At 41.5% G+C, this 23,766-nt stretch carries 25 protein-coding genes, 1 pseudogene and 1 riboswitch; of the genes and pseudogenes, 11 read left to right on the top strand and 15 right to left on the bottom strand.

The genetic code is table 11. The features are described 5' to 3' along the window. Positions 1–78 precede the first annotated feature (78 nt). On the top strand, positions 79–1,461 hold the full coding sequence (gene fumC / locus M5V91_RS15150) for a class II fumarate hydratase (protein WP_217029802.1): 1,383 nt from the start codon (positions 79–81) through the stop codon (positions 1,459–1,461). Positions 1,462–1,529: 68 nt separating this feature from the next. Here fumC and M5V91_RS15145 read toward each other — a convergent pair whose 3' ends face one another. After that, a complete protein-coding gene (locus tag M5V91_RS15145) occupies positions 1,530–1,748 on the bottom strand; it encodes an alpha/beta-type small acid-soluble spore protein (protein ID WP_009331467.1) in 219 nt (72 codons plus the stop codon). A gap of 292 nt (positions 1,749–2,040) precedes the next feature. Here M5V91_RS15145 and M5V91_RS15140 point away from each other — a divergent pair, with 292 nt between their 5' ends. Then, the gene (locus M5V91_RS15140) at positions 2,041–2,283 is read left to right on the top strand and encodes a hypothetical protein (RefSeq protein WP_019381408.1); all 243 of its coding nucleotides are present in this window, start codon (positions 2,041–2,043) and stop codon (positions 2,281–2,283) included. A 49-nt stretch (positions 2,284–2,332) separates the two neighbouring features. On the opposite strand, the gene M5V91_RS15135 is transcribed toward M5V91_RS15140, so the two are convergent. Both M5V91_RS15135 and M5V91_RS15130 read right to left on the bottom strand, forming a co-directional pair. Further along, a complete protein-coding gene (locus M5V91_RS15135; protein WP_009331465.1) occupies positions 2,333–3,442 on the bottom strand; it encodes an ABC transporter ATP-binding protein in 1,110 nt (369 codons plus the stop codon). A 113-nt stretch (positions 3,443–3,555) separates the two neighbouring features. Then, on the bottom strand, positions 3,556–4,449 hold the full coding sequence (locus M5V91_RS15130) for a PucR family transcriptional regulator (protein WP_009331464.1): 894 nt from the start codon (positions 4,447–4,449) through the stop codon (positions 3,556–3,558). Positions 4,450–4,576: 127 nt separating this feature from the next. Between M5V91_RS15130 and M5V91_RS15125 the strand changes: the two genes are divergently transcribed. After that, complete coding sequence (locus tag M5V91_RS15125; RefSeq protein ID WP_009331463.1) at positions 4,577–4,837, top strand: metal-sensitive transcriptional regulator; 261 nt, start codon at positions 4,577–4,579, stop codon at positions 4,835–4,837. Positions 4,838–5,148: 311 nt separating this feature from the next. Here the strand turns inward: M5V91_RS15125 and M5V91_RS15120 are convergent, their stop codons facing one another. Beyond that, a complete protein-coding gene (locus M5V91_RS15120; RefSeq protein ID WP_009331462.1) occupies positions 5,149–5,334 on the bottom strand; it encodes a hypothetical protein in 186 nt (61 codons plus the stop codon). An 89-nt stretch (positions 5,335–5,423) separates the two neighbouring features. Next, positions 5,424–5,630 carry a YheE family protein gene (locus tag M5V91_RS15115; RefSeq protein ID WP_009331461.1) on the bottom strand — a complete coding sequence of 69 codons (207 nt, stop codon included), beginning with the start codon at positions 5,628–5,630 and terminating at the stop codon, positions 5,424–5,426. Positions 5,631–5,726: 96 nt separating this feature from the next. On the opposite strand from M5V91_RS15115, the gene M5V91_RS15110 reads away from it, so the two are divergent. Next, positions 5,727–5,900 carry a hypothetical protein gene (locus M5V91_RS15110; protein ID WP_009331460.1) on the top strand — a complete coding sequence of 58 codons (174 nt, stop codon included), beginning with the start codon at positions 5,727–5,729 and terminating at the stop codon, positions 5,898–5,900. A 119-nt stretch (positions 5,901–6,019) separates the two neighbouring features. On the opposite strand, the gene M5V91_RS15105 is transcribed toward M5V91_RS15110, so the two are convergent. Genes M5V91_RS15105 through M5V91_RS15090 form a run of 4 tightly spaced genes read right to left on the bottom strand, consistent with a single transcriptional unit; the run spans position 6,020 to position 10,973 of the window. Next, positions 6,020–7,156 carry a YheC/YheD family endospore coat-associated protein gene (locus M5V91_RS15105; protein ID WP_284521330.1) on the bottom strand — a complete coding sequence of 379 codons (1,137 nt, stop codon included), beginning with the start codon at positions 7,154–7,156 and terminating at the stop codon, positions 6,020–6,022. Continuing rightward, the gene (locus M5V91_RS15100; protein ID WP_192908319.1) at positions 7,153–8,517 is read right to left on the bottom strand and encodes a YheC/YheD family endospore coat-associated protein; all 1,365 of its coding nucleotides are present in this window, start codon (positions 8,515–8,517) and stop codon (positions 7,153–7,155) included. The genes M5V91_RS15105 and M5V91_RS15100 overlap by 4 nt, the downstream gene beginning before the upstream one ends. After that, a complete protein-coding gene (locus M5V91_RS15095) occupies positions 8,495–9,598 on the bottom strand; it encodes a YheC/YheD family endospore coat-associated protein (protein WP_009331457.1) in 1,104 nt (367 codons plus the stop codon). Before M5V91_RS15095 ends, M5V91_RS15100 begins: the two co-directional genes overlap by 23 nt. Then, entirely contained in the window at positions 9,558–10,973 is a 1,416-nt protein-coding gene (locus tag M5V91_RS15090; protein ID WP_009331456.1) for a YheC/YheD family endospore coat-associated protein, read from the bottom strand. The genes M5V91_RS15095 and M5V91_RS15090 overlap by 41 nt, the downstream gene beginning before the upstream one ends. A gap of 224 nt (positions 10,974–11,197) precedes the next feature. Between M5V91_RS15090 and M5V91_RS15085 the strand changes: the two genes are divergently transcribed. The 3 genes from M5V91_RS15085 (at position 11,198) to M5V91_RS15075 (ending at position 13,453) form a co-directional block, all read left to right on the top strand. Next, a complete protein-coding gene (locus M5V91_RS15085) occupies positions 11,198–12,343 on the top strand; it encodes a DUF445 domain-containing protein (protein ID WP_217026652.1) in 1,146 nt (381 codons plus the stop codon). A gap of 105 nt (positions 12,344–12,448) precedes the next feature. Continuing rightward, positions 12,449–12,799, top strand: coding sequence for a YlbF/YmcA family competence regulator (locus M5V91_RS15080; RefSeq protein WP_009331454.1), 351 nt, complete (start codon positions 12,449–12,451; stop codon positions 12,797–12,799). Positions 12,800–12,928: 129 nt separating this feature from the next. Further along, positions 12,929–13,453: a D-glycero-alpha-D-manno-heptose-1,7-bisphosphate 7-phosphatase gene (locus M5V91_RS15075; RefSeq protein ID WP_251174442.1), complete on the top strand. Its 525-nt coding sequence runs from the start codon at positions 12,929–12,931 to the stop codon at positions 13,451–13,453. 70 nt (positions 13,454–13,523) lie between these two features. Here M5V91_RS15075 and M5V91_RS15070 read toward each other — a convergent pair whose 3' ends face one another. From M5V91_RS15070 to M5V91_RS15050, 5 genes and pseudogenes are all read right to left on the bottom strand, one after another. Further along, positions 13,524–13,724 (bottom strand): alpha/beta-type small acid-soluble spore protein, encoded by a 201-nt coding sequence (locus M5V91_RS15070; RefSeq protein WP_009331452.1) that lies wholly within the window; start codon positions 13,722–13,724, stop codon positions 13,524–13,526. A 239-nt stretch (positions 13,725–13,963) separates the two neighbouring features. Beyond that, positions 13,964–14,743 carry an energy-coupling factor transporter transmembrane component T family protein gene (locus tag M5V91_RS15065; RefSeq protein WP_009331451.1) on the bottom strand — a complete coding sequence of 260 codons (780 nt, stop codon included), beginning with the start codon at positions 14,741–14,743 and terminating at the stop codon, positions 13,964–13,966. Further along, positions 14,730–16,430: an ABC transporter ATP-binding protein gene (locus M5V91_RS15060; RefSeq protein ID WP_019381413.1), complete on the bottom strand. Its 1,701-nt coding sequence runs from the start codon at positions 16,428–16,430 to the stop codon at positions 14,730–14,732. The genes M5V91_RS15065 and M5V91_RS15060 overlap by 14 nt, the downstream gene beginning before the upstream one ends. Then, on the bottom strand, positions 16,414–17,010 hold the full coding sequence (locus M5V91_RS15055) for an ECF transporter S component (RefSeq protein ID WP_009331449.1): 597 nt from the start codon (positions 17,008–17,010) through the stop codon (positions 16,414–16,416). The genes M5V91_RS15060 and M5V91_RS15055 overlap by 17 nt, the downstream gene beginning before the upstream one ends. A 9-nt stretch (positions 17,011–17,019) precedes the next feature. Beyond that, positions 17,020–17,615: pseudogene (locus tag M5V91_RS15050) on the bottom strand (YkoF family thiamine/hydroxymethylpyrimidine-binding protein); the annotation flags it as partial. 88 nt (positions 17,616–17,703) lie between these two features. Continuing rightward, positions 17,704–17,805, bottom strand: a riboswitch (TPP riboswitch). Positions 17,806–18,034: 229 nt separating this feature from the next. Here M5V91_RS15050 and M5V91_RS15045 point away from each other — a divergent pair. From M5V91_RS15045 to M5V91_RS15030, 4 genes are all read left to right on the top strand, one after another. Continuing rightward, complete coding sequence (locus tag M5V91_RS15045) at positions 18,035–18,901, top strand: Cof-type HAD-IIB family hydrolase (protein ID WP_009331447.1); 867 nt, start codon at positions 18,035–18,037, stop codon at positions 18,899–18,901. 215 nt (positions 18,902–19,116) lie between these two features. Continuing rightward, entirely contained in the window at positions 19,117–20,631 is a 1,515-nt protein-coding gene (locus M5V91_RS15040; RefSeq protein ID WP_009331446.1) for a coproporphyrinogen III oxidase, read from the top strand. 147 nt (positions 20,632–20,778) lie between these two features. After that, a complete protein-coding gene (locus tag M5V91_RS15035) occupies positions 20,779–22,404 on the top strand; it encodes a long-chain fatty acid--CoA ligase (RefSeq protein WP_251174441.1) in 1,626 nt (541 codons plus the stop codon). Positions 22,405–22,568: 164 nt separating this feature from the next. Further along, positions 22,569–23,360 (top strand): enoyl-CoA hydratase, encoded by a 792-nt coding sequence (locus M5V91_RS15030; RefSeq protein WP_019381416.1) that lies wholly within the window; start codon positions 22,569–22,571, stop codon positions 23,358–23,360. 201 nt (positions 23,361–23,561) lie between these two features. On the opposite strand, the gene M5V91_RS15025 is transcribed toward M5V91_RS15030, so the two are convergent. Further along, a complete protein-coding gene (locus M5V91_RS15025; protein ID WP_009331443.1) occupies positions 23,562–23,747 on the bottom strand; it encodes a YhzD family protein in 186 nt (61 codons plus the stop codon). Between the last annotated feature and the right edge of the window lie 19 nt (positions 23,748–23,766).

The raw sequence follows: 23,766 nt of genomic DNA, 5'->3' as shown, positions 1-23,766 counted from the left end.
AATTTTTATCATTAAAGTTTGGAAATAAGGGAAAAGAATAAATATGAATCATAGTGTTAATTTAAGGAGGTATGAAATTTGGCTGATTTCAGAATTGAAAAGGATACACTTGGCGAAGTGAAGGTGCCTGCGGATAAATATTGGGGAGCCCAGACGCAGCGGAGCAAGGATAATTTTAAAATCGGCATTGAAAAAATGCCGATGGAAGTGATTTATGCTTTTGCTAAGGTAAAGCGTTCAGCTGCAGTGGTCAACAATAAACTTGGGAAACTGTCTGATGATAAAAAGGATGCCATCACAAGGGCCTGTGATGAAGTTCTTGATCATAAATTTGACTCTCATTTTCCGCTGGCTGTCTGGCAGACAGGGAGTGGCACACAATCAAATATGAATGTAAATGAGGTTGTCGCGAAAAAAGCAAACGAATTGCTGGGCAAGAAGGGTCAGCAAGAAATTAAAGTTCATCCAAATGATGATGTCAATATGTCTCAAAGCTCGAATGATACATTTCCGACTGCCATGCATATCGCAGCTTATACCGAGGTGGAGGAAAAACTGCTTCCATCCTTAAAGGAATTAATAAAGACAGTCAAATTGAAAGAGGAAGCCTTTAATACAATCGTGAAAATAGGAAGGACTCATTTACAGGATGCAACTCCTCTTACATTGGGCCAGGAGATCAGCGGCTGGCGTGCCATGCTTGAAAAGAACGAAAAAATGCTGATGGATGCAAAGCATTACCTGCTTGACTTAGCCATTGGCGGTACTGCAGTCGGTACAGGCATTAATGCAGATAAGTCATTTGGATCTGAAATGGCAAACGAAATATCCAGACTTACAGGCTATTCATTCCGCTCTTCTGAAAATAAATTTCAGGCTCTGACCAGCCATAATGAAATTGTCCATGTTCATGGCACATTGAAGGGGCTTGCAGCAGATTTAATGAAAATCGCGAATGATGTCCGCTGGCTCGCAAGCGGGCCGCGCAGCGGAATTGGGGAATTATCGATACCAGCAAATGAACCTGGCAGTTCAATCATGCCAGGCAAAGTAAATCCGACACAGAGTGAAGCCCTTACGATGGTGGTTTGCCAGGTCTTTGGAAATGATGCGTCGATTGGATTTGCTGCCAGTCAGGGGAATTTCGAATTGAATGTGTTCAAGCCTGTTATAATTTATAATCTTCTTCAAAGCATCAGAATTCTTGCAGATGGAATGGCCTCTTTCAATGAAAATTGCATGATGGGACTGGAAGCTAATAAAGAAGTGATTAAAGGGCATGTTGAAAGGTCACTAATGCTTGTAACAGCACTTAATCCGCATATTGGCTATGAAAAAGCAGCGGAAATAGCAAAACTCGCATTTAGAGAAAATTCAACATTGAAAGAAGCAGCATTAAAAACTGGCTATATTACTGAAGAACAATATGAGAATTGGGTAGTACCCGAAAAAATGATCTAACTATTAAATGGCCCTCCTTTAAGAAAGGAGGGCCAAAGCCATATTTATTCAATTGTTATCTTGCTTTATTAGAAAGAACCGCCGCCAAGTTGTTGTTCAGCCATTTGTACAAGGCGTTTTGTGATTTCTCCTCCAACAGATCCGTTAGCGCGAGAAGTTGTTTCTGCACCAAGGTTTACACCAAATTCAGTAGCGATTTCGTACTTCATTTGATCAAGTGCTTGTGATACTCCTGGTACTAATAATTGGTTTGAGGAATTGCTTCTGCTAGATGATTGGTTGTTCATGTGATTTCCTCCTCGAAATATAAGTGTTGGTTTTTTGGTTGGGTTAGCTGGAATTGCACCAGCGCAAGGATTTTATCCTGCTCCACTGCCTGGCGTAACCCATCGTTTTTTTGCGAGTGCTTGATGTCGCTTTGTTACTCTCTATTATGTTTGATTTATTATAGTTTATTCTTTTAGAAAATCGGGAATTTTTCCTGAAGAGACTTTCTGATTAGGAGTTTTACATAACGAAGCTTAAACAAACAAACCATAGTAAATATCAGATAAGTTAACGAAAGTGAGAGGATTGGAAATGGCGATATGCCCTGTCTGCAACGGGTTTGAGAAACTGGAAGCAACCTGCAGCACCTGTGGAAGCAGTATGGAGGACAGTGGAAGAGTAATGGATTTTTACGATGATTACAGTGCCTATATGCCAATTGACCAGATGAAACTGGAAGATGGCTATCCCCAGGATTATCAAAGGGAAGAATGTCCGCATTTGCTGAAGTGTCCATCATGCGGTCAGGATTCAGTAAAGTTTATCAAAGAGTAGAATGGAGCTGACAGTATTAAAAAACCCCGTCTTCGACGGGGCTTCAATATTATTCTTTTTCAGAACGAATTCTTCTTTCGGAGTTTGCATCAAAGAAATGAGCTTTATTCATATCGAAAGCAAGCTCAAGATTTTGGCCTGGCTTAATATCTGTGCGGGAATCAACACGTGCAACAAAATCCTGGCCTTCGATGCTTGAGTAAATCATTGTTTCAGCCCCAGTCAGTTCGGAAACGTCAATGCGGGCATTGATTTTAGAACCGGCAGAAGCATCAATAAATACCGGCTCATCATGAATGTCTTCTGGACGAATGCCAAGGACAATGTCTTTGCTTGTATACCCTTGTTCACGAAGCACCTTCATTTTACCCTCTGGGACAGCAATCTGAGTTTTGCCAATGACAAACTTGCCGTCTTCAAGCTTTCCATTAAAGAAGTTCATGGCAGGTGAACCAATAAATCCGCCTACAAATACGTTTTCAGGCTTCTCATAAACTTCTTTAGGTGCGCCAACCTGCTGAATCACTCCATCTTTCATAACAACCAGGCGGGTAGCCATTGTCATGGCCTCTGTCTGGTCATGGGTTACATAGATGGTTGTAGTTTGAAGACGCTGATGAAGTTTGGCAATTTCTGCACGCATTTGAACACGAAGCTTTGCATCAAGATTTGATAAAGGTTCATCCATCAGGAATACCTTTGCATCACGGACAATCGCACGGCCTAAGGCTACACGCTGTCGCTGACCGCCTGACAATGCTTTTGGTTTGCGGTCAAGATAAGGCTCCAGACCAAGAATTTTAGCTGCTTCCTTAACACGGCGGTCGATTTCGTCTTTTGGAAATTTACGGAGCTTAAGACCGAAAGCCATGTTATCGTATACAGACATATGCGGATAAAGTGCATAGTTCTGGAAAACCATTGCAATATCACGATCTTTTGGAGGGACATCGTTGACACGTTTTTCATCGATATAGAAGTCGCCTTTAGAAATTTCCTCAAGGCCAGCAATCATACGGAGAGTTGTGGATTTACCGCAGCCGGAAGGACCGACAAATACGATAAACTCTTTATCCTGTATATGAAGGTTAAAATCTTCTACTGCCGTTACTTTATTGTCATAAATTTTATAAATATTATCGAGCTTTAATTCTGCCATCAGGGTTGCCTCCCAATATTCTTTTCTTAATAACAGTTTAATGGATATCTGGGTTTTCCCATATGGCCAAACTGCACAAAAAAGCTGAAAGCGTTTTTATGCAATGTGCTCAATCATTTTTGCTCGACCAGCAAACAAGCTAAGTAAACAGTCAGGGCACTGTTGAAATCTTTTAATTGAAGGCCGGTTTTCTCAGTGAATTTATCCAGCCTGTATTGCAGCGTATTTCGGTGGACATACAATTTTTTCGCAGTTAATGAAACGTTGGAGCTGTTCTGTAAAAAAACTTTTATGGTGTGCAGAAGTTCAGAGTCTTCTTGCAGTAAAGAAAGGCGTGAAAGCAGGCTCTTTTTTAAAATTGCATCCATACTTCCGGTGACAAGAGATGGAAATAGCGTTTCGTATTTCAGCACCTTTTCGGCTGGAAGCAAAGAGGAGGCTTGCTCAAAAAAACGCTGTTCTTCTTTAAAATAATTGCGCAAATGTGCCTCGAACCTATTCGGAATGCCGATGTAAAAGGCCGTTTTTACAAAAAAATCGCTTTCAAAAGCATTGGAAATAGCAAGGAATTCTTCTTCGGCTAGTGGGGCGTTAGCTTCCTCTACAATGACTCCTCTAGCTGGTCCGTTCCATAAAATCAAAATGTCCTTTTCAAAAAAACCTTTAAAAGCAGCTTCCATATCCTCGCGTATCCAATCGCCTTCAGACATCTTAAATTGAACAAGCCTGTACGGAACATCTTTTGCTAATGATGGAATTTCCCCATTGGAAAATAGGTATTGAAACCAGGCCTGGGAAGCGGGAGCATGGTGAATGGAGCAGTCATGGAATTCAAATAAAGTTTTTAAGACCATCAGACTGTCTGCTGATACCTCTTGAGATGGGATGCCCAGCCATTGGCCTGAATCCTCATGATGAAGCCAGTACATATCAGAATAAAAGCTAAAATCAGGTTTTTCATTTTCAAGCAGAGAGCCCGGATATTGGTCATGTAATTTTTTTAACATATCATTACCCTTTAGTTTGATAAATTTTTGTGTTTCTTATATTATAGCAGTTATAATTTAATTGAAAAAATTAACTTATTCTGTGAATGTTTCTATAAAATGAATTGAAAGTGTAAGGGGGAGACTCATGGAATATTCACCGGAAATGAAAAACCGCTTGAAGAGGCTGGAAGGGCAGGTGCGGGGTGTTATCCGAATGATGGAAGAAGAAAAACACTGCAAGGATGTTGTAACGCAATTATCTGCTGTCCGTTCTGCAGTTGACCGTGCAATGGGATATATTGTAGCTAAAAATCTTGAGACATGCATTCGGGAAGCTGCTGACGAAGGCAAAAATGCGGAGAATGCAATTCAGGAAGCAGTGAATATGATTGTGAAAAGCAGATGATTAAAAAAGCGGAAGGCGCCCGCTTATTAAAGGAACTTAGACTAAAAACGCCACGCCTGTGGCAGTGTCTGCATGACTCACACCTCCCAAAAGCTCCGCTTTCGGTCGTGCAATGTTTATGCTGACGAAGCCTTCCTTGTCCTGTGGGACTCAAGCATAAGACGAGCATGCTGAAAGGTTGTACTTTAACCTTTTGGGCGGATTGGCTTAGACCCGAAAGCCGATGGTACAGGAGCTAAACGGTATCTAATTCAGAATTAATACAATTTAATCCGTATTAAGAGGCACCTGAAGTCAGGTGCCTTTTAATATTAGTCTGCCTCATTTGGAGGTTCTTCCTCATGCAATTCCCTAGCCTGTTCAATATTAACATCATCACCGCGTCCATGAACGGAGCCTCCAGAAAGACCTTCGTTTATGATTCTGTCTATATCCATATAAGCTTTGTCCCTGCCTTCATAGTTCACGTCCTCTGAAACCTGGCGTTTCTTATCCATGTTTGAATCGCTCCTTTAAATGATATATCCTGGCGGGATTATTTTTCCAAAAGAGCTATAAGGTCATACATGGATTCTCTAACTTTTTCTCATTCATACACATGAAATAACATTAATTCGTGGATTTGGGATTTCAGGCTATCCTCCTGCCCGGCGGGGTCACCGGAAGTCCATTCAATTTTGCCGTCAGGATGATAGATGCCAGTCATTTTTTGCTTTTTAAAATAAAAAGAAAATGTCCATCCCGGCAATTGTTTATTTTCATATAAAGGTTTGAATTGAAAGTGTGTCAGCATTAGGATTCCTCCAGATGTTGTAATATCCCGTTTAATGTTCCTCAAAAGGGGAATGGAATAGATATAGAAACATTTTAACATTAAAAGGAGGCAAAGATGATGAAGAGAAACAATAAATTTATGATGTCAGCCATGGCACTTGGAGCAGCTTATTTAATGAGAAATCCGGAGGCACGCCAAAAGCTTAAAGACCAGTTTAAATCATTCGCCGGAAGTGCCTCTAAAAAAGATAAAATGAAGACAGCGAAAAGCCCTGTAACGACTTATTAATCCTTTTGCGGTTTTGGATGGCACTTGTAAAAAATCGCATAAAAATAGCCGTGCACACTATGGTGTACGGCTATTTTTATTGATGTGCGAGAACCCCGCCAGCGAGAAAAATAAGCGGGTCAGTTCTTCAATTCTTTTTCTTCTATCCAGACTTCATCAAAACTCATTGGCTTGGAATTTATTTCATAAATTACATAAGTGCCCTGGTCAGTTAATCCTGCATCAATAGAGTATTCTCCATAAAAACCTTTTGTCTTCTCAAGGAGCTTTCCTGCTTCCACAACTGCAGAATGAATAAACTCATCATGTTCTTGCGTACGGACACTTTCATATGGAATCATTACACCGCCATTCGGTATGTGTGTTGTAATATCCTGTTCCTTAGACTGCCTGATGCCTATCCCTGTAACAGAATAGTTGCCTTCGCTGAAATGGGCCAGAATTCTAAAATCAAATCGCTTCCCTTCCTTTCTGGCAGGGCTGATCGCTTTCTGTGCCATATAAGGTTTATTCGTCAGGAGAATACCCCATTGGTTCCAGAAATTTTTATAATCAGTGTAACTGAATGAATCGTGCAGACCGTTCAATCGCATTCCATTTCCCAGCTGGCTTAAATGATAAATCCCTTTGCCCTTGGACCCGTTTGCGGGCTTTAAGTAGATATTATTATATTTGCGGATAAAGTTCTTAAGCTCTTTTGGACCTGAGACAAGAATGGTTTCAGGAATATACTCCTGCAGCGGGGGATGGTCCTTAAATAACTGGAAAACTTCGAATTTGTCCAGAAAACCCGGGTTGAAAAATGGAATATTATGTTCCTTAAAAAAACGGCTCGCTTTATGAAAGGCTTCTGTTTTTTCAATTTTCCGGAAAGGCACCCTGTTGTAGACAAGATGAGGAAGAGGGCATCTTGCCTCAATCCATTTATCCAGCTGGGGAAAATAAATATAGCCATTTACGGAATTCTCCTCTAGGTCTTCTGCCGTAAATACAAAGGAAACTCCATTTTGCTGTAGTATGTTTTTCTGCAGTGCCTTAAATAAAGGGCCATTGCCTGCGATAGACTGGTCCTTTCCTTTTCCGGTCAGGATGCCTATCACCGGTCCTGCATTATCGTTTTGCATTGACAATGAAAAGGAAATCAAATTTTGTTCCGCCTTCGGTCCAATGGTGCTTAAAGGATGAGGATCCCTTCCAAGTGTACAGCTGGTGCTGCTGAACCATGTCCTGCTGGCCCAGTCATAATAAATCTTCATCTGAATATTTCCTGGGGCTTCATAATGGATGCTTCGGCAAGGAAGACTGCAAATGCAAGCGAAAGCTTGCGGGTAAGAAAGTCGAACTCCCGGAGTTGAGGATGTTTAAATATAGATCTGCCAGGCTTTGAGTTTGCTTCGAAAAGCCATACATGGCCATTTCGGTCCAACCCAAAGTCAAAGCCGATTTCACCAATGATTCCTTCCATGTTCCGTTCCAGGGCCTTGCTGATTTTTAATGCCGCCTCACTCAATTTTTCCACTGCTGCCGCTTTTTCAGCATCGGATTCAAACAACTCTTCCAGGGTTTTGATTTCACCGCCGCTTTTAACATGAGTTGTAACACTGCCATGTCCAGCCATTTTTGCAGCTGAAGCTGTTACATTCCATTCCCCATTTTCATCTTTATTCGTATGAATCCTGAAATCAATTGTCCTCTGTTCATGGCGGAGCAAGTGGATTCCCTGCTGAACAAGCATCCGGCTTAAACTCCGTCCTGCAAAAATATTCCCCATCAAATTTTCCAGACTGTTAAACTTTCTCAGGCGGTTTTCATCCCGAACTCTATACCGGCAATAATAATGCCCATCCTTTTTATCATAAATTATTTGATGAATTCCAAGCCCCAGGCTTCCATTAATCGGTTTTAGGAAAACATGACCATAATCAGCCAGCATTCTTTCAATGACAGAAAATGAAGAAAAAGGGTGGGTTTCCGGCAAGTAGTGACTAATATCCTCATCGTTCTGCAGTCTTTCATAAACATCCAATTTATTAAAGAATCCAGGATTATACCAGGGAATTAAATAGTCTTTCTGCAGGCGGTCACGAACTTCTTTAAGTTCGTTTCTTCTTTCGCTTTTCCTATTGGGAAGCCGATCATATACAACATTCGGAAAAGGCACTTCAAACGTTTCCCATCCTTCCTCATGATAGAAAAGCCCCCTGATTGTTCCTTGTTCCCAGTTGATATGCTGGTCACCGAACAAATACGGAATTGCTCCAACCGTTTTTTTGACAGAAAGCAACTTGGCAAAAAACAGGGTCCGGTCCCCGACTGGCCTTAAAGGAAAGGAGGTGAAGCCTGATGTGAAGATTCCTACAAGCGGGCCGAGGTACAGTGTCCCCTTATTGGCAAATGCATGCAAAGGAATCTTGAGATCAGGGAAATGCAGTGCATCTGCCACATCTTTACTTATGACGATGGAGTTTTTCTTTGTTTTCTGAAGTAAGAAAGCGGCATCTTTTGAGTGTGTGCCAAAGGCCAATTTCGTCAAATGAGTATGAAGGTTAAGCTCGTTAGGAATATAAACTGTTTTGGAGGCAGAATCGGAAATTTCAATTTGATATTGTTTTCTCATGATTCGTACTCCTTTCTAATTCCTTATTGGCTGCCAGGAATTTGGCATAGTGAAGGGGAGCAGTATATAATTCTTCCTTCTTTTCAGGCTGGCTGTTCAGGATGGTTTTTCTGCCTGGTTTTGAGTTAATATCCAGAATCCAAATGGAGCCGTTGTTTTCCACTCCAATATCAATTCCTATTTCAAATAGCGGAGGAAGCTTTCGTTCAAGCGCAGCGGGAAGAGTATCGATAATGTCATAAAGCTCATCGCAAAGAAAACTCCTCAATGAAGATGGGTATTCAATAATCCAGTCCTCAAAAGAAATATTGCTGCCGCCAGTGCTTAAATTGGAAACGATGCCGCCATTTCTGCCTGCCCGGATGCCCCGGCCCAGCTCCTTCCAGGTGCCATTCATGTCCTTTTGAAGCAAAATCCTTATATCAAAGGGCTGTTCTTCCTTGTTCGATAGATTCACATATGGCTGGAAGAGGTACTGCCGTTTTGCGGTCAGGTTATTAAGCCAGCCCGCTGCTTTTTCAGCGCTTTCAAAGCTGCGGGAAACCTGAGCATTCTTTTTATCTGTTTTAACAAGAATGTTTTTGCCTGTTTTCTCAATATAATAGATTCCGTGCCCCTGTGAACCGCTAGCGGGTTTTAAGATGAGGGGATGATCAGGCAGGAGGCTGTCTAAGAACCTGTCAGCATCAGTATAGGGTGCTGTTTTCAGCAAATAGGGTGAAATGTTTGTGCAGGAGAGGATTTCATATAATTCAAGCTTATTAGGCAAGCCGTAGCCAAGAAATTGGATGTCACTTCTTGCCTTGAGCCAATTCACGATGGACATGCATTGTTTCGAGTGGGAATCATTTCCGTAAAAACAGCGATCATAAAGGATTTCTGGCGCTGTAAATTCTGCTGGCTCCCATCCGTCTGAAGCAGGGTTATAGAAATCACCTGTAATTCTTTCTGTAATAGGATTGATATCTGAAGGCACAAACCGGAAGCAGTTAATGTTATATTCATTAGCTCTTCTGGCCAATTCCATAAAATATGGCTGTTCACTCCGTTTGTTCAATGTCATGATTCCGAATGAAAGCATGCTGTAATCCTCCTTTTTGGATAAATGATAAAGCCGTTGCATATTCGATCAGCGCCTTGGCTGATGGCCTTACTCTTTTTTCTTTGTCTTCGAAATTTTTAGAGGGCTTAGAATTCACTTCGATGATCCATAGCTTTCCATTTGTATCTAAACCAATATCAATTCCGAGTTCTCCGACAAGCCCTTCGCATTTCTGGCTGATGATTGTTGCTGTTTCAACAGCAAGCTCTTTCAATAAGGCCAGCTGCTGAACCGCTGTTTTCTGATCAGACAGCAACGAGAAAATTCTGAGAGGCTTCATGATTTCACCGCCTCTGGCAATGTTTGAAACAAATTGCTGCTCAGCAGAAATCCTTGCCACTGCAGAAGTGGCTTTCCAGATATCCTGAAAATTTTTGTGGCAGAGCACCCGGAAATCAAGCTGCCTGTTTTTAAAGGTTTGCAGAGGGATGGCCTGCTGAGCCAGAAAAATTGATTTTCTTTGGTATTGCTGGAACCACTGTACAAAACGGGTATAATTTTTGAAAGTGATTGTATTCTCCCTGCCGTTTCCGGTCGATAGTTCTGTCATGATTTCTTCGCCGTTTAAACTTAGCCTGATAATATTCCGGCCCTGGCTGCCGTGGACGGGCTTTAGGAATAATAATCTGTGTCTGGCCAGCATATCTTTGATGGTTTGTTCATTTGCAATGGCCGTATCAGGCAGATAAGGCTGCATATGATCCTCAGAAAAGAGCAGGTCATGAACTTCCTGTTTTGATAGAAAACGGTCATTAAACACTGGGATATTAAATTTTATAAGGCTGTTTTTAAATGATTGAAAAGAGGTACTTGCTTCAAGTATTCGGGAGTGAATCCGGTTATAGATTACACTCGGCAAAGGAACCGGACTTTTTATCCATTTTCTATCCTGCAGGCAGTATCCATGCAGACTGCCTGCAATGAAGTCCCGAAAGTGAAACACATAAAAAAATCCTCCCATATTTGAAACAACTTCATGCAATTCTTCGCAAAAAGAATGAATAGAGCGGAAATCAGGCTCTTCGCCATTATCATTGAAATCTGTCATCAGCCCTATAATCGGTCCGGCAGTAATAGTAAGGTCCTTTCTGGAATAACTGGCAACAAAATGGAGATCTTCAATTGGCAAGCAGCATTCCTGAAGAAGCGGCTCACTGAAACCAAGCTCATCTTTCGTAATGTTTGCTCCTTCAATGGTTATCTGAAAGGTGTGCTTGCCGATCTGCAGCAAATGGGGCATTTGCAAATCAATATTCCAGTAATGGACGAGAGAATGGCTAATTTTAATGCGAAATTGATTTTCCTGAAACATTTTTACCGGAACAATCGTAATAGGCAATAAAGAAACTGACATGATCATTCCTCATTTGCTAAACTTTATTTGAGCCTTTTCAAAAAATCCGCATGCTGTGTACAAATTGAATGCTAATTTTAACCTGCGGCAGAAAGTGCAAAACTCCCATTGACTAAGTTTTCACTGTATAATGAAAAAATAGGCAAAAGCTGATGCCATATCGTATGTTCTGGGCAATAAAATGGTGCGTCTGGAGAGGCGCTTGTAACTTAAGGAAGGTAGAGATGAGTATGGAAATTGCAATGACAATAATTTTGATGATGTTAATTGGGGCTCTCATTGGCGGGTTTACTAATTACCTGGCTATTAAAATGCTCTTTAAACCTTATAATGCCGTTTACATAGGTAAATGGAAGGTGCCATTTACCCCGGGACTGATTCCTAAACGACGGGATGAAATGGCTGATCAGATGGGTAAGCTTGTTGTCAATCATCTTTTGACACCGGAAAGCATCAAGAAAAAGTTCATCAATGCTCAATTTCAGCGTGATATGACTGGGCTGGTACAAAAAGAGCTTGAAACTATCATGCTGTCGGAAAAATCAGCAGAAGACATACTTGAAGCGTTTGGAATCACGGATGGGCAAGCGAAAACAGAAAACCGCATTAACTTATTAATTGAGCAGAAATATGAAAAAATCATTAGTGAATATCGGAGCCGGCCCCTTAAAGATGTTATTCCTCAGACTCTTTTGGATAAAATGGATGAAAAAATCCCGGCAATCAGTTCAACGATCCTTCAAAAGGGGATTGATTATTTTTCCAGCATTGAAGGCAAAATGAGAATTCAAAGAATGGCAGATGATTTTGTCCGTGAACGCAGCGGAATGCTGAGCAACATGCTGCAGATGTTCATGGGGAACATCAATATTGCAGATAAAATTCAGCCGGAAATCATAAAGTTTTTAAGTAATGAGGGAACGTCGGATTTGATTACAACCCTTTTGAAAAATGAGTGGAGTAAAGTTCTTGAAATGGAAGCTGCAGTTATTGAAGAGCAGCTTGAAAAAGAACAGATTCTTTCAGTAATAAAGAATATTGCCCATAAGGTCATTAATCTGGAGAGTTTATTTAAAACGCCTTTATCATCTTTTATGGCCCCTTATAGGACTGTATTAATAGATGAACTGGCTCCTAAAAGTGTTCAGATGCTTTCTGATTGGCTTTCAGGAAAAACTGAAATGTTCATGGAAAGACTTCGTCTCGCTGAAATTGTCCGTGAACAAGTCAGCAATTTTTCGGTAGAACGATTGGAAGAAATGGTCTTTTCCATAATAAAAAGCGAGTTAAAAATGATTACTAATTTAGGGGTCCTCCTTGGGGGGATTATCGGGCTCATTCAGGGATTCATAGCCATATTGATTAATTAAGGGTATCGCCTCGCGTTTACTGTCATAGTTTGTTATAGTGTAGTGGATGTTCAAAACGGGGAAGATGAATTTTCCTTTTGAATGAGAATCGGAAGGAGTGTTTTTATGGCAGTAAATTTATATGATTCAGCCTATGAATTAGAAAAAGCGGTGCGGGAAAGCGATGAATATAAGGCATTAAAACAAGCATACGATGATGTAAATGCAGATCCGTCTGCCAAGGCAATGTTTGATAACTTCCGTAAAATCCAGATGGAACTTCAGCAAAAACAAATGATGGGCCAGGATATTACACAGGAAGAAGTAGAACAGGCACAAAAGACAGTCGCACTTGTACAGCAGCACGCCCAAATCTCAAAGCTTATGGAAGCAGAACAGCGCATGAGCATGATGATTGCAGAAATGAACAAAATCATCATGAAGCCTCTTGAAGATCTTTATGGTGCAGTTGAATAAATCAGCATTGGAAACCCCCGGAATTAATTTCGGGGGTTTTTTAATAAGAAAAAGCATCATCTTATATTAAACTGAACGAGGTTTGGGTACCTTTATGATAGATATTGATTTAAAGAAAGGGGCAGCAAATTGAAAAAAGCCATTTTTCTGGACCGGGACGGCGTTTTGAACGAGGTTTTATCAGAGAGGGTGAAATTCGTTAATAAGCCTGAGCAGTTATACTTACTTGAAGGGGCAGCAGAAGCTGTGGCAGAGCTGACCCAAGCTGGATATGAGATTTTTGTTGTGACCAATCAGGGCGGCGTAGGACTCGGTTTTTTGAAAGAAAGAGTGCTAAGGAGAATCCATGAAAGACTGCAGGAGCTTGTTGCAGAAAAAGGCGGTCATATTAAAGAGGTGGCCTATTGCCCTCATAAACCAAAAGCAGGGTGCGAATGCCGTAAGCCAAATGCAGGCATGCTGGTGGATTTGGCGGAAAGGCACCATCTTGATCTGGCTAAGAGCATTATGGTAGGCGATCACGAGCGGGACATTGAGGCAGGCAAGAAGGCCGGCTGTAAAACTGTTTTCATCGGCTCTGATCCAACAAGTGCAGATATTCAGGCCTCATCACTTTTTGAGGCAGTGGAAGATATTTTGCAAATGCTTAAATAGGGGAGTGAAAAACCGCTTCCAGGATTGGCTGGAAGCGGTTTTTTATTTTACTATGATTGCACGAAAAAGACTAGCGTGCTCCGCCAAGCTGCTGCTCAGCCATTTGCACCAGGCGCTTTGTAATTTCTCCGCCTACTGATCCATTTGCTCTTGAAGATGTTTCCGGGCCAAGGTTCACACCGAATTCTGTTGCGATTTCATACTTCATTTGATCAATTGCCTGGCTGACTCCTGATACTAAAAGCTGATTAGAATTGCTGTTTCTTGCCATGTAAATCATCTCCTTGGTGTAGTTTTCTTGATTGTTACACTAATAGCTTTAGGAGAGAAAATAAGATTTATTCATAGTTGCATGTGGTAATTTATGGAATTTTCCTGCGGACTCTAATGTGGATTTGACTTGAAATCAGCTGTGCGCATATAAATTGGGCCTAGGTGCACAGAAAAATCTTATCCGCACATAAACTTCCTCCATCCGCACATAAATAAATGCCATTCGCACATAGCTTTCTAAAGTTCGCCATTATAAAGCTGCAGAAAGCCGAATAGCCATGAAATATAGGCACTTGCCAGCACTGCACCTATAAAAAAGGCGAAATATGCCCAATCCTTCCAGGAAACTGAAATTTTTTGATAGAAATCCCGGTTCCTATCTCCGGTAAACCCTTTTGATTCCATCGCCATTGCCGTCCTTTCAGCTTTACGAATCGCTCCGGCAAGAAGAGGAACTGAATACCTCTTAAGTTCTGCCATTTTTTCAGAAAGTGTCCGGGCTTTGGGTATCCCCCTAATCCGGTGGGCGCTTCTGATAATCTCAAATTCTTCTTTCATTAATGGCAGAAATCGATATCCTGCCATGATTCCATATGCAAGCTTTGGAGAGAGCCGGCATTGCTGCATGAGACTTAGCAGGAACTCTGTCGGCTTGGTGGTTAAAATGAACAGAAGGGACAGCGAGGTAAAGCTTAAAACCCTCATTCCAAGAGATAGGGCACGCTGAAAGCCCTCTTCAGTCAATGTGAAGATCCCCCATGTCCATAGGATGGTTTCACCTTCAATAGTCTTTGAAAAAATCATAGCTGACCAAATATATATTATAGCCATGAAGATAAATGGCGAGAAAAGCAAAATCCATCTTTTGAATGAAACATTACCAAAAATAAAGGTGGTTCCTGCAGTCACCACTAAGGTCAGAAAAGGAGTAACCGGGTCAAAGAAAACGGACAAAATCAATACACAGACAATCACAGTCAGAGCTTTTATGCTTGGGTTAAATTCATGTAAGAGCAAGCTTGTTCATCCCTTCCACGGCAGCCAGTTCGTTCCTGAGTTTTTCTGTGTAAGGAACCTTTAGAGAAGCAATTTTCATAATCTCATGTTCCTTCCATAATGAATCAGGCAATCCCTCGTATATCTTCTCTCCTTCTGAAAGGACAATCACTTTATCGGCATAGGAATGCAGGATTTCCATGTCATGAGTGATCATCACCACGGAGCCTCCGCTATGGATCCTTGTTTCCAAAAGCGCCATTAGGTCAGCAGAGGTCCTGGCATCCTGTCCAAATGTTGGTTCATCAAGGAGCAGCAAATCCTGTTCATTCACCAGCATCGATGCAACACTAAGCCGCCGCTTCTGTCCCTGACTTAAGGAAAAAGGATGCATGTCAGCGTGCTGGAGCAAGTTCACTTGATGCAGAACAGCTTGAACCACTTTTTGTATTTCGGCATCTGTCATTCTCTGTATTTTCAGACTGAAGGCAATTTCATCATAAACAGAATCTGCAATAAATTGGTGTTCGGGATTCTGAAAAACGTATCCTAATTTTAGTCTTAACTCTTGCTCCTGCCACTGGGAAAGGGAGCGGTCATCAAAAAGGATGTTGCCTTTGGATGGAGCATATAATCCTGCAAGCAGTCTGGAAAGCGTTGTTTTTCCAGATCCATTTGAACCGGCTATTGCCACAAATTCACCTTTTCTAACTGAAAAACTAATATTTTTAAGCAAATCCTTCCCATTCTTATGAAAAGAAAGATTCTCCGCCGACAGGATGACCTGATCTTCAAAGACTTGATGTATAGTCTTCCTGTTATCTAAAATCTGAAGTGCAGCATAGGGATTTACAAATCCAGCAATTAATTCCCGGTCAGTTAACGGAAGCTTTTCCCCTTTGTAAATCCCTGCCTTTTTTCCTAATAGACCTGCTCTTACTGTGCTTGGAAGCCAGATACCCTCAAGCAGTAGTTCTTCTGCATATTTATTAAAGCAGTCTGCAGTGCTTCCATTAAATAAAATTTCGCCTTCCCGGTTTAGCACCACACAGCGGTCGGTCAAATCAATCCAATCATCCAGCTTGTGCTCAATGATTAGAAGGGAAAAGGATTGCTCCTCTTTTAGCTCTTTGATGATACGGGTAAGTTCATAGCTTGAAGCCGGGTCAAGATTTGCTGTCGGTTCATCCAAAATCAGGATATCCGGTTTTAATGACAATACACATGCAAGTGCAAGTTTTTGCTTTTGTCCCCCCGAAAGGGTGTGGATTAAGGCGTGCTTAAATGGCAGAAGATGAACAAGTTCCAGTGCTTCATCAATCTTGGTCTCAATTTCTGCAGGAGGTGTTTTCATATTCTCAAGGCCGAATGCCAGCTCCTCTTCAACTGTTGTCATGCAAAACTGGCTTTCAGGATCCTGAAACACAATGCCAATGTGCTGATTAATTTCACCTGGCGGGAATTCATCCAGTATCTTTCCTTTGAAGGAAATGGTGCCATCCAAGTCGCCATCAACGGCTTCCGGATACAATTTATTTAAGCAGAAAGCAAGCGTGCTTTTTCCGCAGCCGCTGGGGCCCAATAATAGAACAGCTTCCCCTGAATTAAGGCTGAAATTCACATTCTTAAAAACAGGATTCTTCACATCTTCATGCCGGAAGGACAGCTTTTCTGTTATTAATAAAGGCTGGTTATGCTGAAATGCCATTTTGTGATTTTTCCCTTCTCAGCTCTTTTCCGATAGGGAAGCTGTTTAATGCCCCAGTTTTAGCAAGACTCTTACTCAGCCATTTCCCCAGTAATCCAGCGAGCAAAGCACCGCTAACCAGTCTCACAAAAAACATGGCAGTTACATAACCGGGTGAGAGGGCTGCGTAGCCGGAAATGAAATAGCCCCAAATAAAGCTCGTAACAGAAGAGCCCATGCCGGCAGCAATTAAAACCCATGTCCGGTAATTGTTCCATTTAGTTGCCGCAAAAACAGCTTCTGCTCCAATCCCCTGAATCATGCCTGAAAGAATCAGGCGAGGGCCTACTGCATTGCCAATCATGACTTCAATGGCCGCTGCGATGGTTTCCGATAAAAAGGCTGCTCCGGGTTTTCTGATTATGTACGCTGCGATGATTGAAACAATAAACCAAATGCCAAAAATCAGATCATAGCCAATTAAGCCAAACATCCCATATAACACGTTGCCAAATTGCATGAACACCAGGTATACAACTGCAAACACAACAGCGAGTACAGATAGGACAATGACCTCACGAAGCTTCCATTTTTCGAGCATTTTACACAGCCCCTTTTTGGAAGGACTGTTTGCAGACATATTAACCGTCATGATAATATGAGTGGAATCGCTTTTCTTACAGCTTTCGAAAGCATCTTCCAGCGTTTTAAAAACATCGTGTGCATTCCCATCTAATCTTGAAGCATAATGCACTCCTTCAGTAAACGTTCCCTGAGCCTTTGCAAGCTCGACTTGGTTCATAATGACGTTCATGTATCCAGGAATCCCCATCGGATAAAGTGCGAACTGGACAGCGACTTCCTGGCTGATTCCAGCAGATTTTTTTCATTCGCCTTCTCTTCATTTTCAGCAAGATAAGCATCTCCGGCAGTATCGCCAGGGCATCCATTTGAAAATGTGCCGTTAAATACTACATGATCACCATGCTTAGCAGCTTCAAGATAAATCGCTTTGACTACATCAAAAACATGAATGGACCTGCCGCGCACACAAGTGCTCACATCATCTGTTTCCATCCATATCTTGCTTGTATCCACTTCTTTTAGAGCAGATAAAATAACATCCACAAACCTGTCAGTCATTGGATAAATCGAAAACCTGCACCCTGTAATCTCGCTTGTTCCGCATAAGAAATTTTCCTGCATTTTGCCATCCTCCTGGTTTATATAAAATTAAAAAACTGCATTCCCAAAAGGAAATGCAGTTGAATGATATCAATACACTAGAAATGATAGCCGTTCACCTGCACTTCCCCACGCTGGTATTATCCAGATCGGGTGATAAGAGTCAGAACGGATTGTTCTTCTCAGCCTAAAAGCTCCCCTAGTGCAAAATAAGATATGCAGTTTTTATTGACTCCATCTTAATACGGAGCATCCAAATTGTAAATGACTAATTTACAATTCTTTAAATCAAATGATCTATGAAAACAGATAAACGCCTTCAATAACACAGATAAGCTATGAAAAAATTTCTGCATTGTCCATGTCATGTTCTAATCCAATCCTTCCCTTCATAAAAGTGTAATAGGACAATTTTACACCGAGAATAGGGGGCAAATTGGATGATATATAGAATGCTTGCTTTAAATATTGACGGAACACTACTCCAATCAAATGGAAGACTTCATAAATCAACAAAAGAAGCGATTGAATATGTGCAGCAAAAAGGAATTTATGTAACACTTGTCACATCCAGAAGCTTTCCATCCGCGAAAAAAGCGGCCAAAGCATTGAAAATCAATTCCTTGCTGGTCACACACAGGGGAGCTTATATTGCAGCTTCTCAGGAAAAGCCGATATTTGTAAAAAGGATACAGGAAGATGAAACGTTTGAAATCGTGCGCCTGCTTGAAGGCTTTACCTGTCAAATCAGGCTGGTGCACGAAAAATATTCCCTTGCCAACAAAACCAAGCTCAATACCAATATGCTTGCTAAAACTGTTTTTACAACCGGCGATCCCATTTTTTACTCGCAGCAATTTGTGGATTCATTAAGTGACACCATTTTAGATGAGCCGGTCACACCGCCAAAAATTGAAGTGTATTTTGAAGATAAAGACGACCTTGAGGATGCCCAGGCAGCCATTAGGGGCATGTTTGAAAATGTAGAAGTCATTAAGTTAAGTGATCTGCGGATGGATATTGTACCTGCCGGAGTTTCAAAGCTGAATGGTTTGCTCTATTTATGTGAACATCTCGGAATTTCCCGAAACCAAATGGTCGTTATAGGCGACTCGGAGGATGATCTGGAAATGATTGAAGCCGCCGGCCTCGGTGTGGCTATGGGTAATGCACCTGCCGAAGTCAAAAAAGCAGCAGACTGGCTGACACGATCCAATGACCAGAACGGTGTAAGCTACATGGTCAAAGAACATTTCCGCAAACAGCATCCAATTGATTTCCTGAAGAAAATGAATCTATTAAAATAAAATCAATCAAAGAGAGCTCGATTAGTAAATCGGCTCTTTTTTTGCTTTGCGATACTGGGTATCCATTAGGAATCATTTCCCTTATATTGACCTTGTTTCCCCATTTCTGTACACTAAAAGAAGTTTGTCAACATGAAAAATAGACACTATGCAGCTGCCCCTAAGAAAACAAAGACATCGGCAGATTAATATATTTTCTAAAAAAGGTGATCAATTTGAACATTTCAATTTTAGGTGTACAGGATGAACGTTTCCATCGTCCGCTCCGGCTGATCGGGAACCTCTTTTTTGAAGAATGTGAAGTGATGCTGGGTGAGAATGATGCAGCCGACCTTACAATTAATCTTCAGCTTGAACATGGAAAGCACATTAAAGCCATTGCAGAGCTTTCTGATAAAGATGGCAAGAATCATTCAGCGAATTTTGAGAAGGAATTCGTACCGTCTGAGACAGAAAAAGAGAATTTTAAACAAATAAAAAATGCAGTATCCCACGTATATCTGACTGTTTTGCAGGAATGGACAGGCATTACCCAGAAGTGGGGAATTCTGACTGGGGTACGTCCCACAAAATTGCTTCACCGTGCCATACAGCATCAGACACCTCTCCATGAAGCCCATCAGCAGCTTAAGGAAGAGTATTTGATTACAGATGAAAAGATCCAGCTTATGCAGAATATCGTAGACAGGCAGCTTGCTGTCGTACCGGATCTTTATAACTTAAAAAATGAAGTCAGCATATATATTGGCATTCCATTCTGCCCGACAAAATGCGCGTATTGCACTTTTCCTGCATATGCGATTAATGGCAGGCAGGGTTCAGTAAACTCGTTCCTTGGCGGCCTGCATTTCGAAATGCGTAAAATTGGCGAGTGGCTGAAAGAAAATGATGTGAAAATTACTACTGTCTATTATGGTGGAGGGACTCCGACAAGCATTACGGCGGAAGAGATGGATATGCTTTATGAGGAAATGTACGACTCTTTTCCAGATGTCGAAAACATACGGGAGGTCACTGTGGAAGCCGGACGTCCGGATACAATCACACCCGAAAAGCTTGAAGTGCTGAAAAAATGGAACATTGACCGCATCAGCATCAATCCTCAGTCCTATATTCAGGAGACCTTGAAAGCCATTGGCCGCCACCATACAGTGGAAGAAACCGTGGATAAGTTCCATCTGGCCCGCAATATGGGAATGAATAACATCAATATGGATCTGATTATTGGGCTTCCTGGAGAAGGTGTGCCGGAATTTTCGCATACTTTGGATGAAACTGAGAAATTAATGCCGGAATCTCTGACAGTTCATACTTTATCCTTTAAACGGGCTTCGGAAATGACGAAGAACAAGCAAAAATATAAAGTTGCCGAGCGGGAAGAAATTGAAAAAATGATGGACATGGCTGAGGATTGGACAAAACAGCATAATTACCATCCTTATTATCTTTACCGTCAGAAAAATATTCTCGGCAATCTTGAAAATGTCGGCTATGCCCTTCCGAATCAGGAAAGCATCTATAACATCATGATTATGGAAGAACAGCAGACAATCATCGGGCTTGGATGCGGGGCCTCCAGTAAGTTCATTGATCCTCAGACAGGGAAAATCACTCATTTTGCAAACCCGAAGGATCCTAAATCGTATAATGACAGTTTTGAGCATTATACAAACGAGAAATTGAAAATATTAAAAGAACTTTTTAATAAACACGAATCCCTGGCCGAATAGGCGGGGATTTTTTTAAAGTTTATATTTTTGAAAATTCAGAAGGAAATTAAAGGAATTACTGAAAATAAAGAGAATGAATATAGGTAATAAAGATCATAGAATTCTATGAATCCGAATGTAAGCGTTTTCTAAAAAGGGGGAATTGTAATGATGATGCAGACACCTTTGACAATGACGCAAATGATAAAGCGTGCAGAAAAGTATTTTCCAAGGAAAACAGTCGTTTCAAGAACAGCCGGCGGAATTCAGAGATTTACATATAAGGAGATTGCAGAACGGACAAGGAAGCTGGCAGAAAGCCTGCAAAACATAGGGGTGGAAAGAGGGGACAAGGTCGGGACACTTGCTTGGAACCATCATCGCCACCTGGAGGCTTATTTTGCCATTCCATGCAGCGGAGCCGTTCTTCATACGATTAATATACGACTGTCACCTCAGCATATTACTTATATAATTAACCATGCTGAAGATAAGGTGCTTTTGATTGATCCTGATATTGTCCCTTTAATTGAGAAGGTTAAGGATGAACTGAAAACGGTCAAGGCTTTCATTATTATGACTGATGAAGATGAATTGCCTGAGACTACTCTTTCGCCGGTTTATCACTATGAAACGCTTATCAATGAAGCAAGCGGTGCATACGAATATCCTGATGATCTGGATGAAAATTCAGCAGCTGGAATGTGCTATACCTCTGCGACCACAGGCAATCCTAAAGGTGTCGTCTATTCCCACAGGGGCATCGTCCTTCACAGTATGGCACTGGGAATGGCAGATAGTGCAGCGGTAAGCGAGAAAGATATCGCCCTTCCGGTAGTGCCGATGTTCCATGTAAATGCATGGGGGCTCCCTTTTGCTGCTGTCTGGTTTGGAACGACTCTTGTGTTGCCGGGCCCATATTTTACACCTAAACTTTTGGCTGAGCTTATCCAATCAGAAAAAGTTACGATAACAGCCGGAGTGCCGACAATCTGGCTCGGATTATTAAAAGAGCTGGATGAAAATAAATATGACATGAGTTCACTCCGATCGGTTCTGTGTGGAGGATCGGCTGCACCAAAAGGCATGATTAAAGCTTTCGAGCAAAAACACAATATTCCATTCATGCATGCTTACGGAATGACTGAAACAAGCCCTCTTGTTGTTATTTCGACTTTAAAAAGCTATCAGGAAGAGTTATCACCCGATGAGAAGCTGGACATAAAAGCCAAGCAGGGCATACTTGTCCCCGGATTGGAATTGAAGATTGCCGGCAAGGATGGCGAAGCAGCATGGGACGGAAAGGAAATGGGGGAACTCGCCATAAGAGGACCATGGATTGCTTCTGAATATTACAAGGACGAGCGGACAGATGAGGCGTTCCGAGATGGCTGGCTCTACACGGGTGATGTCGTAACCATTGATGAAGAAGGATTTATGAAAATTGTTGACCGGACAAAAGATTTGATTAAAAGCGGAGGGGAATGGATTTCTTCTGTTGATATCGAAAATGCCATGATGGCTCATGAATCGGTATTTGAGGCTGCGGTTGTTGCTGTCCCGCATGAGCAATGGCAGGAACGGCCGGTGGCATGCGTTGTTCTGAAAGAACCATTTAAAGGACAGACAACAAAAGAAGACCTTTATGAATTCCTGAAGCCGCAATTTGCAAAATGGTGGCTTCCGGATGAAATTCTTTTCTTTGAAGAAATACCAAAAACATCTGTAGGAAAATTCCTCAAAATGGCATTAAGAGATCAGGTCCAAAAAGAATATACAGGTAATGCAAAGTAAATATAGTGCAGCATCCTTCTGAGGATGCTGTTTTTTTGTGCAGGTTTTGGAATACAGCACAATACCTTAATAAGTGACAAAATTAAAAATTTTTAGACAAAACGCTTTTTAAATATAATAATACTCTTTATAATAAAAGAAGCACAAAAAGGAGGGAAAGGATTTTGACAACAGACTTTGTAACTGATACTGTCAGCGTACAGCTTGATGGCCGAGTGGCCACAGTTGAGATGAACAGGCCGGAATCACTGAATGCATTGAATGTGGAAATGATTAAGGGGCTCTTGACTGCGATGAAGGATATAAGCCAAATGGATGAGGTGGATATCGTTGTATTAAAAGGAAAGGGCCGCGCATTTTCCTCAGGCGGAGATATTAAAACAATGCTTTTGGAAACAAATGAAAGCGATTTCCCTGTTGTGATGGATTGCATCAACGAGCTGGTTGTGTCTCTTTATAGCATGCCGAAGCTGACAATCAGTGCTGTAACAGGCGCAGCAGCTGGTTTGGGCTTAAGTCTGGCATTGGCTACTGATTATATTTTGGCAGACAAGAACAGCAAGCTTGCCATGAATTTTATTGGAATTGGATTAATTCCTGATGGAGGGTCTCACTTCTTCCTGCAGCAGCGAATCGGCGAGGATAAAGCCAAGCATTTAATCTGGGAAGGAAAAGTGCTGACTGCAAATGAGGCTTTACAAATGGGGCTGATTCACGAAATAGCAGAAGCTGATTTAAATAATGCTGTTGATGCAAAATTGAGCAAATGGCTTAACAGCCCAACTGAAGCAATGATTAAGACAAAGAAAATTCTTGCTGATAAAAACCGCCCCCTTCTACTGAAAGTGCTTGAGCTTGAAAAGCTCGGCCAGCATAAAATGAGGCAAACAGAAGATCACAAAGAGGGAATCCAGGCCTTCATCGAAAAAAGAAAGCCTGTGTTTAAGGGGAAATAAGAATGGAAAGAAGAAAGCAAAGAGCTGAGCCCTTTGCTTTTTTTCTAATCTGAATGCACATCGGTGAACTATCTAAGCTGTCCTGCTCCAAAAGGAGCGCTTTGACAGCATCAATCTCTCACGGCTAATAGCTTTAGCTTTTAGGAGAAGCGCCTACCCCTCGAGGTGCAGGGGCGGACAAGGCGCTTCCGTTTTTTCTTGTTATCTATGAAACAAAATCAGCTTGCCGGCCGGTGAGGTGCAGCGGTGCGTTTTTTCATCCAAACCTTTTTCCTTAAGGAGGTTTTCTCCCACACTTTTAGCTTCGTCATCTGTAGCTGCCTGAAATGCTTCATCCAATATCTTTTCTCCATCCTGTTCAAATGCAGTTAGCTTGTATGTTTTCATAATAAGATACTCCTTTATT

The sequence above is a fragment of the Cytobacillus pseudoceanisediminis genome, assembly GCF_023516215.1.
GTDB classification, from domain to species: domain Bacteria; phylum Bacillota; class Bacilli; order Bacillales; family Cytobacillaceae; genus Cytobacillus; species Cytobacillus pseudoceanisediminis.
This window is presented reverse-complemented; position numbering and strand designations above follow the sequence as displayed.